Below are 13,147 nucleotides of genomic sequence, written 5' to 3'. Positions count from 1 at the left end.
GGCGGTTGGTATCGCCGTCGATATATTATTCGATGATGACGGTCTGAATGATGATGGCAGCTATGACGAGGTGTCTATAGAGATTATCGGTGAGGACGTTGATGATGCTGATGTGAGATCTGTGGTGGATTCACATAACCCCACACCAATTCCAATTCAACCTTCAAATGAAGAAAGAATTGTAATATTAGAGGAAGCAATCATGTTTCTATTAATGGGGGGAGGTGATTTATAATGAGTTCGCCAGTATACGCGTTTCTACTCAATATGTGGATGATGAAAAGACTTGACGAGGCCTATCTGAAAGGACAAGTTACGAGAGGTAATATTACTCAACTTGAAATGGATATGATTTTAGCCACTCCGCAATTCAACTTATAACGCCTAAACAGGGCGTATTTTTACGTCACAAAATAAGGAGGACACCCATGAAACCAATACGGATATTTGACGCCGATGTTAACTTTCAAGCTGAAATTTCAAACTACGAATCATTAATGTTCACTCGCTCATTCCACGGCATAGGCGACTTAGAATTAAGAATCAACCGCTACAAAAACTACACGGATACTTTGCAAAAAGGAAACGTAATCGTTGTTGATAAAGACTTACACAAAGCCTATAAAATCATGCACCGTGAAATAGAACTTGACCAAAGCGGCAAAGCTACGGAAAATTGGCTTATCAACGCACTCGAATTAAAATCGGTAGTCGGCCAACGAATCACCTTACCACCTGTCCACACGTCGCATGACAATCGTTCTGCATCGGCTGAAACTGTAATGAAACACTACATCAGCAACAACGTAATCACTCCTGTGGATGGCAAGCGGAAGATCCCGCAACTCATTTTAGCTACTGATTTAATACGCGGTCCACAAGTTAACTGGCAATCACGCTTCAAAAACGTTGCCGAGGAAATGGCCGAGATGTCGCTAATGTCGGGTATAGGTTGGGGGGCTCGGATTGATTACGCTTTACGAAAATGGGTGTTTGACGTTTATGAAGGACGCGACTTATCCGTCAATCAGTCTATTAATTCGCCCGTAATATTCAGCCCTCTTTTTGATAACATCAAAAACATGCATTACGTTGATAGCGATTTAAACTATCGAAATACGGCTTATATCGCAGGGCAAGGCGAAGGTGTGGAACGCCGAGTTGTCGAGTTAGGACAAGCGGTAGGACTGTCACGGCATGAACTGTTTGTGGATGCTCGGGATGTATCGGAAGAAACGGAAGATGAAGAGCCTGTACCGCGTCCTCCACAAGATATTATTAACGACTTAATCAATCGCGGTGAACAGAAACTCGCGGAATTGATACAAGAAACGTTTCTCGAGGCACAAGTCATGACTAACTCCACATTCAAGTATGAAGCAGATTGGGATTTAGGTGACATCGTAACTACGCAATATACAGATTGGGGCATCACCCTTGACGCTCGAATTACGGAAGTTAAAGAAATATATGAACCCGAAACAGGATTCACGCTCGAAGCTACGTTTGGGAATAATCGCCCTACGTTAATTAGCAAGATTAAACAAGAACTAACAGGAATGAAAGCTGAAATAACAAGGTGAGGACGTTCCTGACGGGGCGTTCTTTTTATTTACAAAAAAGGAGTGATAACGTGTCATTAACGAATCCAATAACAATCACGGCAGACATTAACAGCGGAACATTCGGCACTGTATCCGAAAAGGTAACGCAAGGCGATACGGTCGTATTGACGGTTAACGTCACATTGGGCGGCGAACCTTTCGCAATGAGCGGTGTGGATAAAGTAACGCTCGTCTCCACACGCCTAGACCGCGAAGTCGTAATTGATGTGGGCGAAGTAACCGGATATTCGCAAGCGGTCTTTTTGTTGAGTAAGCGAGCTACAGCGGTAGGCGGGACAATTAAAGTCGTAATCCAACTGTATGATACCGGAAATAATCGAGTATCTACAATTAAAGGGTCAATTATTATCGAAAGCGATCCGACAGGCAACTATAAGCCATTTGATTTTGAAAAAACGTTAATCCAGACAGTTCTTGGAGACGGCCCCGTGGTTATAGAAGCGGCTCAAGTCGCAACACTCGCAGCGGATGATGCTGCTAATCGCGCGGACGTGTCGGCAGATGCAGCAGATACAGCCCGAAATAACTTGACGGCCGATGTAACTGACTCACTAAACGGATTGGCGCAGGAACGAGCGGAATCCATAGCAGTTAAGGACGCAACCGAAATAGTGCGAGCTGCAACGGATGCGGAACGTATTGCAACGGAAAGCGTTAAAGATGACACTATGCTCGTTAAAAATGCTACTGAAAGCGAGCGTTCAAACACTGAGACTGTGCGTGAATCCACAGAGATTGTGCGTGCAGCCACCGAAGCGGAGCGCTTGCTTACTATTGAGGCGACTAGACTTGCGAATATTGAAGCGGCTTATATAGAAGGTAAACGTCCGTTAATCGAACAGGTTGTCACGGATGGGCCAACAATACTCAGTGCTGCACAAGCGGCAACCATTAATGCGGACAATAAAGCACAATTAGCACAGTCAGCGGCAGGCAGAGTAGACACTCGAATGACCGAATTGGAAGGTGTAAATGCTGTACAATTTGATGCCAGATTGAATTTAGCTACTCAACAGTTGGCTGATACTACTGGTCAGACATATAAAATTAATAACAGAAGCAACACATCTATTATATCACGCAGAAAAAGAAAACCTCTAATGACTTTTATCGATGATGATGGACGTAATCAAGTAATGACGAAGTGGCTTCCCGTCATTCAAGAGACAGGGTTAAAAATGACAATACCTATAGTTACGGGATCGGTAGACAGTGGCGCATACGGGTACATGAGTTGGGATAATATAGAAACATTGAAAAGCTACGGAACTGAAATATGTTGCCACACATATTCTCACCCTAATTTAGGGTCAATACCGCTAGAAAAGGTCAGAGAAGAATTCGAGAAATCCACAAAACTACTACGAGAACATGGTTGCCGTGATGATTTACTCGTGTACCCTTTTGGAGTACATGGAGATGCGGTACGCCCAATTGTAAAAGAGTTTTACAAGGTTGGGGTTGATGTAAAAGAAGGTATTAACACACCACCTGTATACACTCACGCAATGCTGAGGAAAACGATGGGTGAAGCGGGAGCAAACACTCTATCTTATTATAAAGAACAACTTGACTTAGCAATTGCGAATAATGGATGGTTAATATGGAAATCTCACAGTCAATATGAAACGATGACACCTGAACAGATGGCGATTATTAAAGAGTTCATCATCTACGCACAAGATAAAATTGACATAGTGACTTTGGGTGATGGTCTGGATATTTACGGAAACCTTATTGATGTGGGCGACTTTTATCGACACACTTTGGGGAGTACTGCACCCTATTATTATGTGATGGATAATGAGGGGAGAATACATTCAAATGAAGAATCTAAACAATTTTCACTAAAATATGAGCCAAGTATCGGATTCGGCACGCCTGTAACTAATTTCAGGGAAAATATGAAAAGTGTGCATGTGATTATTGCTGCCATTAGCCAAGGATTCCCTACCACTTCGGGTTATCTAGAAACAACGAGATATATCCCGTCTTCAGATTCTATCTCTCATCAACTTTTTTACGGTTCTAACAATATCGTGTACAGAAGAATGTGGAATACGATTACTAATGTTTGGGGCGATTTTAAAGTAATAGGTGGAGATAGTCCCATTCAGATACTCGTCCCTGAAGTAATTGTTCCTCCAAGCGGAACGGTGGAGGTCACTGTTACAAATGCAAACGTCTTAGCGACAAGCGTAGTTGATGGTAATCCAAGAGCGAGCATCGTAGGGGGTGTGATGTTCAACATAATAGTAAAATCGGCTGGTAATATAACCATTAGATATTTTAATACTACAGACAGCCCGATAACCGTTATCGCCAGAAACTGGTTATTTAAAATACACAATTAACATACAGTAGGACAATAAGGTTGAGTAAGGATATTTTAATTTAGGCATATAATTATTTCATATTATAGTTCATTGTTTGACATTTTCAAACACCTGTTATATAGTCTAGTTAATAGATTATATGGGAGGTTCCGTTATGACAACTGATAGAATACGATTACTCAACGATGTCCAGACGATGGTTAGCACAATATGCCCCGACGTAGATACGACGAAACTTGCGCTAAGAATGGAAGAAATCCTTTCGAACTATAATACGTCGTGGAGGACGCACGAACAGTTAAGTAACGACATTCCCGAAAAGGCAACGCTATTCCTAAGTTCTATGAAAATCGAAGGATTAAGCGAAATCACTTTGGAGGATTACGAGAGCGAGTTACGCCTGTTTGCGGTCCACTGCAGCAAAGCGGTATCTCAAATAACTACTTTTGACATTCGGAACTACTTGGCGTCCTTAGACGGAATCATGGCGAGTACAGTCGGTAAGAAGTTATCCGTACTTAAAAGCTTCTTCGGCTGGCTCGTACGTGAGGAAGTATTGCTACGCGATCCGACGAAGAAGGTAAAGATACCGAAGAAACCTAAACGCTTGCCCCGCAGCTTATCGGTCGAAGAGTTAGAAATCGTACGGGAATCCTGCGCAACTTTACGTGAACGCGCCTTAGTCGAAGTTATGTATTCGACGGGTTGCCGTCTGTCTGAAATCGCTAACCTAAAGATTTCCGATATTAATATGCAGAGTATGAGTACGCGCGTAGTCGGTAAGGGCGATGTTGAGCGACATGTATATTTATCGTATAAATCGCTTTACCATTTACGCAAGTATTTGGACAAGCGCGCCGACGATTGCGAGTATTTATTCGTATCTGTCCGCAAGCCTATCCGTCAACTATCTAATGCGTCAATACAGCGGGAAATCCGTATTATTGAAGGACGGGCGGACATCAGCAAGAAGATTACACCGCACGTACTCCGGCACACCTTCGCCCAACTGTCCACGGACGCAGGCATTGACCTATCGGATTTACAGCAGTTGCTAGGACACAGCAATCCTGCGACTACGTTAACCTACGCGATGGTCTCGGAAGAACGTAAGCAACAAGCACATAAGCGGTATCACGTACAGTAGGACGCCCCAACCGGCGTTCTTTTTTATATGCAAAAAAGCGGGGCTACCAACGATAGCCTCGCAACCACTACGGCGGTGATCGTCGTAGCAGCGTATTTACAATAACACAGGAAATGGCGGTGGTCAACGTTGAGCGAATTTGATTACATTAAGCGGGCGGAGTTCGAACGACTAGAGGAGCGGGTGACGACGCTCGATATTAAGCAGACACGGACGGAAGTTAGGACGGATAATATCGAAGCTAAAATGGATAAAATCGAAAGTAATACGACGTGGATATTGCGGCTGATTATCGGAGCAATCGCTTTGGCGTTAATCGGCTTAGTATTAGTATAGGAGGCGATTGACCATGCGGATTCAATTCGTTAAGAAGGAGCGCGCACCACGCAAGGAACCGATGGAATTCTCGAAGAAGATACTGCTAGCCATGTTCGCGATTACATTAATTATCGTAGCTTGCGCCATTGCGATGTCGTATATGACGCAGACTACGGACGTGTACGATTATCTGATTCCGTCCATATTCGGAGAACTATCAGTGGGCACCGGATTTTATTACTGGAAGGCGAAGCGAGAAAACGAAATTAAGTTGCGGGGTACTTATGGCGTTAGCGTCGAAGATCCAACGGAAGGGGACGATATAGTATGACAAAAGCGGACTTTCTACGCAAAATATCTTCACGTAAATTCTGGGCATTAACGGCAGGCTTCGTAGGCTCGTTACTACTCGCGTTTAACGTGGGGGAAAACGAAATCGCACAGGTTACAGCGGTCTTGACTGCGTTCGGATCAATCGCCGTCTATATTCTAGCAGAGGCATCCGTTGATAAAGCGGCGCTGTCCAAGACGGAAGGCGATGCGTAATGTCGGACTTCCTTCGCCCAACACAAGGACGCGTCACGTCCCCGTTCGGCCCACGCACTCATCCCGTCACAGGCAAACCGGCGGCGATGCATTGGGGCGTTGACTTCGGTAAGGACGCAGGCACTCGTATTATCGCAGCGGCCGCAGGGAAAGTAACTTACGCTAAATCGACGAACGGCTACGGTAACACCGTTATGGTCCTGCATAATATCGGAGGCAAGACGTATGAAACGGTGTACGCACACCTTGCGTCAATTGGCGTTAAACTCGGTCAATCCGTTAAGGCAGGCGAAGTTATCGCAGTAATGGGGACGACAGGCACGTCAACCGGCGTCCACTTACATTTCGAGGTGCATACGGGTCGGTGGAATAACCGGTTTACTAACGCACAGGACCCGATGAAATACGTAGGCGTGCCGGTTAGCGTGCCGAGCATTCCGGTACCTTCCAAGCCGAAACCGGCGGAGGTGATTCGAATGTTTAATCCGAGTTCAGCGACGTTAAAGGACGCTTACACGCGATTCCTTGCTGACGCAATTAAAGCCGGTCACCTGTCGCAGAAATGGGCGGACGACTTTAAAGCGGGTAAGTTATCGCTAGATGACGCGCTTGCGTTGAAAGTTATCGTAGATGATCGTAAGAAATAAAGCACGGCACAAAGGCGACTACTCTTCGGAGCGGTCGCCTTTTTTGCGTTTACAGTAATACCGGCGCAATTAGTAACACTTTACATATACGTCGCATATAGTTAAGTAACGGGAATACACGTTAATAACTAAGTAGGAAAATGGGGAGGGCGGATGCCTTCCTTTTTTATTTGGGCAGTAACATATCGACAATACCGGTCATACTATATCGTATAAGCAAAAGGAGGCAAACGCCCATGTCGTCAAACAAGGTAATCAAGAGCGTAAGTTTTAACGAAACTAACCCGCTTGATGCGCTAATGCTTAAAGCCATAAAGCGTCGTAACTTTAGTGGCTACGTTAAAAGGTTGATTGCGGCTGATATAAAAGCCAAAGAGGTCACAGTCGCTATAGTCGAGCCGGTTAAGTTGTCGGAAGATTCCGTTGTGTACAAAGAGGTATACGAGGATGTACACGAAGATGTATACATTAGCGATGACATCCCTGCAACACCCGAAAAACCTCCGCAAGCTGCGCCCGTACAGTCAACTACGGATAAACTGGCGCAGCTTAAACGGAATGGAATTAACGGACCAAAACTATTCGGAAATTAACCGCCAATAACCGTAAGCACAATCGCAACTCCTGCGCCAATTAGCGCGCCGATTCCGAAAAACATACATATCACCCTTTCCGATTTAAGTTAGTATGACCGTAAACGTCGCGGATTAAACACGGATAATGAAGGGAGTTTTGCGTAATGGCGAAGAATGAACGTATAGAGGTTGCGGAATTTATCGACGGTGAGTACGTATTTTTAAACAAGCGTCAGCGTTATATGGAAGCGGTCGGCGTATCAGCGGCAACATCTACGTTACTAATGCCGTTGACTTCGTTTGCTGCGGGCGACAGTAACACGTTTATTAAAATATACGAGGCGTCGATGCGCGTAGTCGATGCAGGCGTAGTATTCGTAATCATCTTTGCGGGCGCGACGTGGATTCTAGGCAACCGTCCTAAGTCGCTCGAATTACTGCTCGGGGCATCTGCCGGCTACTTAATTATCCGTAACGCCGTGCATATACGCGACGGACTCAAATCGCTAGTACCGGAAATGGGAGGTCTTTGATATGGACGATTTTTTAGGGGGATTACATCGGAAGTATATCGTCGAACCGTCAATGGATTATTTCGTAGAAAAAGCGGAAAATAGCTTATCAAGTATCGGTCACAGCGTTTGGGAGTGGTTCGTACAGTCACTACCGGACTTGGCGGGCTACGGCACGATGGTCACGGGCGTATGCGTCATATTAAGCACGATGGCAGGTCGCGGTATGGTTAGACCGTTAGGCTTCCTTGCGGGCGGACTTATCGTTGCAGTATGCGTATTGGAGGCGGCTTAACATGTACGAAATAGCGATATACGAGCCGAAGCTACCCGCAATCATTTCCGAAACTCCTTCTATACTAAAGTCGTCGTGGTGGCAGAGTAAGAAAATCGAAGTCGTCTACGTACCGAACGAAATGGTCGTCTACCGCGTTATCCCTCACGCCAACGTCGCTGGCAACACGAAAAGTATGTGGCGTTCGCTTCATAAGATGTACGATATGTACGCAACACCACGCAGTCGATTAGAGCGCGATGGACTTAAATTCCGTTACCGCGAAAAGGATACGTTATGGATTGACGTAGTTTTCCGCAAAGTTGGCGGTGTGGATAAGATTGAGTTTTACGTAGGCACATCCGAATTCCAAGCGGAAAAGTTAAAGCGACGCCTCGAAAATATGATGCACGTTACGATCAAGGAGGCTTCGCTTGCAGACGTAGAAATCCCGCTAGACAACACGGTCGTGCAGGAAATGCGCTACCTACGTCATGACATCTTCTCGCTGAATACGCAGACTGCGGAGCGTCAAACGCCTATCGCTACGGTACTTAATACAGTCGATGAACTAGCGCACGACGGCGATGTTGCTCGCTTGTCCATATGCGCCGATCACGAAGCACGCCCCCGATGGTCTAAGAATGCGTCATGGGCGCGTGAGAAGTTAGCGAAAGGTAAAGTACCGCAGCGTGCGGGTATACGTCAAATGATTCCGCTACTAAAGACGGGACTCGCCGGACTTGTCAACGAAGTAAACTCACTACTAGTCGACGTAGTATCCGCAATTCATAACAGCGTATTCACATCCGATAAGCAAATCGAAAAGAACGCAATTATCGACAAAGACTTTTCGCTACTCGACGAAATCAACTCGACTAAACTAAGCGGAGCAACTAACGATAAAGCTAATCTTCCCGTATTCCGCACACATATACGTGTCGCAGCGCACTCTTCAAACCGTCTGACACGGGACACACTAGCGGAATCACTGGCGACGGGCATCGGCGATACGTCGGAAGATAACGAATTACGAGGCGTAGTGGTCCGAGGTAAAACCGCTACACGCGTAATAAACGAACTTAACACGCTGAAACTTACACACACTTCGCGTATGGACCCTAACGTCAATCTATCGTCGACTGACGAAATGGCGAAACTGGCGCTACAATTGCCGTCGCGTGACTTGCAAATGCGCTATGCAGACGCTTTAGACGCTAAGTATCGTATAGAGGTCGACGTGCCTGCACCGTTGCGTATAGGTGGAGGATTACCGCTCGGGGCAGCGACTATTAAAGACAGCACGGTTAGCGTCGATATGCCAGTCGATAAGCCAGACGCACTTTATCGCGGATATGTATTTATCGGTGGCCAAGGCGCAGGTAAGGATACGGCGATTAAGAATTGGATTATCGACGGATGCTTAATACATGGAATATCTGCGGTAGTCATCGACGCAATCGACGAGCCGGGCGAGCGTGGCATGGCGGACGGCATCCGTGATTCATTGCCTGCGGATAAGATTATCGACATCGACCTTAGTGACGATAATTACGTAGTACCGCTCGACTTGACGGAGGTTGTGTCGGCTTTAGGTCGTTTAGGTGCGTCAAGGTTCGGCGATGAAATGATCGACTTTATCGACCTTGGCGGACATACGCGGTCACGGCGATTCTTGCGCGAAGCAGCTAAAGCATCGGGCGGATCATTATACGGAATTAAGAGAATCATCGAGGACGAAGATTTCCGTCTAGCTACGATTGAGCGCCTAATTATCGAAGGTAATGAGCGTCTAGCCCGTGAGTTAGCCGCGTGGGGTAGTAATGACGATATAGGAAGTAAGGCGGATGCCGTACTCGATAGGCTCGATACATTCTTCGGAAACGACCGTCTGCACGATATATTCGCACAGAAACCGCATAAGGACGTTGACTTTGTGAAGTGGATGTCGGAGGGGAAAGTTATTATACTACGCGTACCGAATCGTAAACTCGGCGAAGTGGCGACGAAGACACTTGTCCACTGGATTACGTTAAAGGCGTTTATGACGCGCATGTTAATGAGTAAAGAACAGCAGTCTAACGGATGCTTTATCGTATTTAATGAGCCGGAGCAGTATGTATCGGAGGGACTTACGAAGCTGATGGGGCGGATTGGTACGGAAGGTCGGAAGGAACGTTTCGGAAGCCTTTACGCATTTCACCACTGGAACAAACTACCGAAGTCGTTGCAAGAGAACCTACTCGGCGGAGGCGTACAGCAATTCCTTTTCGCTAACGATCATCATAAGACGTTCGAACTGTCGGCGCACCGCTTCGAGGATACCATTCCACTAGAGCAAGCGGTCCGACTTCCGCAACACTACGCAATCATATCATTACGCGCTGCCAACGAATTACAGCCGGCATTTATCGCTAAAATGAAGCCACCTACGCCGTTGCGCTATAAAAACAGTAGGCTAACGGCACAGCACGCTAAAAAGTACGGCCGCAAATGGCAAGACTTGCAGGACTTGTAACGTGGGGTTCGAAATCGGAAGTTATCCACATGTTAATAGTTTCGAAGATTCCGCTTGCTTTTCGACAATTTACGAGGTATGCTTATCCCAACGAAATATAAATGAACGTGAAAAGGTGCATAGCCGTGAAAGAGGATTCCCGTCCTCAATCACCGGTGAAAGTCGGATCAACCCCGACAGCACCACTTGCTACACACCTTGTAAATCAATATACCGTAATTATATCGAACTATTGCGGATTGGTCAAGGTATAAAGCGGTGGTCTGTCAGATTAAATCGACGGACCGCTGCTTTTTTGCGTATCTAAAGGGGATAACGCATATGACGAACAATCTCGTAGACACATTATTAAACACGGAAGAGACTTATCGCAACCTACAACCGTTCCACACGGTCGCTGAACTCAACGCCAACACTACGGAAATCCGCGCCCAATACGCTGACCAAATGACGCCAGCAACATACGACGTACTGGACGTGCTTCACCGCTGGGCATGTAAGTATCCCGGCGTCTGCTTCCTCGGTAAAACGAAGATAGCGGCAATCCTCGGCATTACTCGTCGCACAGTTATCCGCGCCTGCAATGCGTTGGAATCGTTCGGCGTTATCGTACAGCATGAAACTAAGCGTAAAGGTGGAGATCGTCGCCAGTCGACTAATGCGATTGTATTCGTAAAGTTAGCGCCTGTCACGCCCGATGTCACACCGGAATGTCACGCCTTATATACTCCCGCTAATTCTCCTATAAATACTAATACCCTTAATACAAACGATACAGAAGCGCAGGTTATCCACAAGGATGAATACGCAGCTAAGAAGGACGAAAACCAAGACGCAGTCAATCCGAACGACAAGGCGCACCTAAAGGCTTCGCTACCTGACGGATGGTATAAGCAAGCCTCCGGCTATGCGCAGGACTACGCGGACCTATACGGAATCACAGGCGCACTATTCAAAGGCAAGCACGGCACGGATTTACGCGTCGAGGATCACGTTGAAGAGTTCGGTGAAGTCCTTCGCAAGTCGTGGGTATCGCTGAAACAAGGTAAAATCGAGCGTTCGAAATGGTACGCTTATTTATACACGGCATTCAAACGTACAGCAGTCGCAATACAGCGCCAACAACGTCACGCACCGATGCAACGACGTATCGAGGCGGTATTATTAGGGGAACTTCCGTTCTGACTTGAGCGCATGTCCTTTACGTCACATTTCCGCAGCGGCTACGTCGTCGATTCGCTTGCATCCGTTGCGTGTCCGTGGTACAATTCGGATAAATTAGACAACGGAAGGAAGTCGGTATATATGCGTAAATTAGATTATAAGCCTAGCGGTAAGAAGGCGTGGTATAAACGTTGGAAAGTATGGGGCGGTGTATTTGTCGCCGTAATAGTTATCGGGATGATTGTGCCGGAAGTGGAGGAGCCTGCGGTTGTCGCGCCGGTAGCGAAGGCTAAGACGCAGCCTGTCGTTAAGCCGTCGCCAGCAGTCAAGACCGCTGTAGCAGCGAAGGAGCCGATTGATCGAAGCCGTGTTACGGAGATGTACGTCAGCCTTATCGCGGAGTCCGAGGGTGTTATCGTAAATATTGAACCCGAGGAAGACTACGAAATCATTAACGTACGTTTATCGGATGACTTCGCCTATGCGCCCGTTGATTTGCGGCAGGCGTTCGTAGATGAGTTCGGCGGTAAAATCGAAAACAGTACACGGGCGTTGGCGTTTGAGGGGCGTGGGAGTAAAGATTTCGTATACGTTTACTTCATTAACACGAAAGGCGAGCACGTAGTTGATACGAGTCACTTCGATAAAGGATGGACGGCTAAGTAACAGAGAATATCGGAAGGCCCTGCGCAGAAGTTGCGTGGGGTCTTTTTTTGCGTTGTGCGAAAAGATTTTAATCTGTGTGGTCCGAATTCTGTGAACGTCGGGGCATATGTAGTAGGAAGACAAATAACGGAGGGTACGCAGTTGTTAATCGCAGCCAACATCGCAAGTGTCGTACTATTAATCGCCTGCATCATCGCATGGCGGAAAGGTGGCGTAGACAAATGACCGAATACGGAAGCATGTTAGTCGTAGTAGTATCGGCGGTAATCGTTTTAACGATATTGGCGCGTATGTGGCGCGATGCAGGGACGCAGGAGTGACGTGGAAAGCGAACAATGAACGGATATAATGCGATAAGGATCGTCTATATGTGTAGGCACAAATACCCATTGTTCGTGTTTTCATAACGTAAAAGTAATGCATTTTTACGGAAAATCACACCGGAAAGTTTGTGAAATACGGTGGCGAATCGGAGTTGTCCGCGGAAATGCAGGACGGCGAAAGTCGTTGTGGACATCGCAAAAACCTTTCCTGCACGTATACGCGCGTCAAGAGTACTTAATACAGCGTAAAGGGCGTTGGTAAAGATACGTCCGACGTCGCTAGACGGCGGTATTACTTGAACTTAAGGTCTTAAAGCCTTTAAGTACTAAGGTCTTAAGGTCAAGAGATACAGCCAATTGCTACGCAATAGTCTGGCGTAACGTGATACCTAAGCCATTTACTAGCGTTAAGGGCATATCGCCAAGTAATACAAAGACGATAGGCACGCGGTTTACAAGACGGACGCACTAGTCAAAATTAATAATAAAAGTTTCC

At 46.5% G+C, this 13,147-nt stretch carries 15 protein-coding genes; all 15 read left to right on the top strand.

What is annotated here, in order from left to right:
- A partial coding sequence (locus tag I2483_RS13995; RefSeq protein WP_207277750.1) for a hypothetical protein occupies positions 1–235 on the top strand: 235 nt, incomplete at its 5' end.
- Positions 235–381 (top strand): hypothetical protein, encoded by a 147-nt coding sequence (locus I2483_RS13990; RefSeq protein ID WP_207277749.1) that lies wholly within the window; start codon positions 235–237, stop codon positions 379–381. The genes I2483_RS13995 and I2483_RS13990, both read left to right, overlap by 1 nt.
- Before the next feature lie 47 nt (positions 382–428).
- Complete coding sequence (locus tag I2483_RS13985; protein ID WP_207277748.1) at positions 429–1,583, top strand: siphovirus ReqiPepy6 Gp37-like family protein; 1,155 nt, start codon at positions 429–431, stop codon at positions 1,581–1,583.
- Between the two features lie 50 nt (positions 1,584–1,633).
- Positions 1,634–3,979 carry a polysaccharide deacetylase family protein gene (locus I2483_RS19690; protein ID WP_207277747.1) on the top strand — a complete coding sequence of 782 codons (2,346 nt, stop codon included), beginning with the start codon at positions 1,634–1,636 and terminating at the stop codon, positions 3,977–3,979.
- 136 nt (positions 3,980–4,115) lie between these two features.
- Entirely contained in the window at positions 4,116–5,108 is a 993-nt protein-coding gene (xerA, locus tag I2483_RS13975) for a site-specific tyrosine recombinase/integron integrase (protein WP_207277746.1), read from the top strand.
- A 129-nt stretch (positions 5,109–5,237) separates the two neighbouring features.
- Positions 5,238–5,444, top strand: coding sequence for a hemolysin XhlA family protein (locus I2483_RS13970; protein ID WP_218624960.1), 207 nt, complete (start codon positions 5,238–5,240; stop codon positions 5,442–5,444).
- 13 nt (positions 5,445–5,457) lie between these two features.
- Positions 5,458–5,757, top strand: coding sequence for a hypothetical protein (locus I2483_RS13965; protein WP_207277745.1), 300 nt, complete (start codon positions 5,458–5,460; stop codon positions 5,755–5,757).
- On the top strand, positions 5,754–5,972 hold the full coding sequence (locus I2483_RS13960) for a hypothetical protein (RefSeq protein WP_207277744.1): 219 nt from the start codon (positions 5,754–5,756) through the stop codon (positions 5,970–5,972). The genes I2483_RS13965 and I2483_RS13960 overlap by 4 nt, the downstream gene beginning before the upstream one ends.
- The gene (locus tag I2483_RS19575) at positions 5,972–6,619 is read left to right on the top strand and encodes a M23 family metallopeptidase (RefSeq protein WP_207277743.1); all 648 of its coding nucleotides are present in this window, start codon (positions 5,972–5,974) and stop codon (positions 6,617–6,619) included. Before I2483_RS13960 ends, I2483_RS19575 begins: the two co-directional genes overlap by 1 nt.
- A gap of 236 nt (positions 6,620–6,855) precedes the next feature.
- Complete coding sequence (locus I2483_RS13950; protein ID WP_207277742.1) at positions 6,856–7,212, top strand: hypothetical protein; 357 nt, start codon at positions 6,856–6,858, stop codon at positions 7,210–7,212.
- Positions 7,213–7,358: 146 nt separating this feature from the next.
- Positions 7,359–7,727, top strand: coding sequence for a glycosyltransferase (locus I2483_RS13945; RefSeq protein ID WP_207277741.1), 369 nt, complete (start codon positions 7,359–7,361; stop codon positions 7,725–7,727).
- A gap of 1 nt (position 7,728) precedes the next feature.
- Positions 7,729–8,001, top strand: a complete 273-nt coding sequence (locus I2483_RS13940; RefSeq protein ID WP_207277740.1) for a hypothetical protein — start codon at positions 7,729–7,731, stop codon at positions 7,999–8,001.
- Between the two features lies 1 nt (position 8,002).
- Positions 8,003–10,498 (top strand): ATP-binding protein, encoded by a 2,496-nt coding sequence (locus I2483_RS13935; RefSeq protein ID WP_207277739.1) that lies wholly within the window; start codon positions 8,003–8,005, stop codon positions 10,496–10,498.
- A 258-nt stretch (positions 10,499–10,756) separates the two neighbouring features.
- Positions 10,757–11,683, top strand: coding sequence for a helix-turn-helix domain-containing protein (locus I2483_RS13930; protein WP_207277738.1), 927 nt, complete (start codon positions 10,757–10,759; stop codon positions 11,681–11,683).
- A gap of 120 nt (positions 11,684–11,803) precedes the next feature.
- Positions 11,804–12,328, top strand: a complete 525-nt coding sequence (locus tag I2483_RS13925) for a hypothetical protein (RefSeq protein ID WP_207277737.1) — start codon at positions 11,804–11,806, stop codon at positions 12,326–12,328.
- Positions 12,329–13,147 lie beyond the last annotated feature (819 nt).

This window comes from Sporosarcina sp. E16_3 (genome assembly GCF_017347125.1).
Classification (GTDB): domain Bacteria; phylum Bacillota; class Bacilli; order Bacillales_A; family Planococcaceae; genus Sporosarcina.
This window is presented reverse-complemented; position numbering and strand designations above follow the sequence as displayed.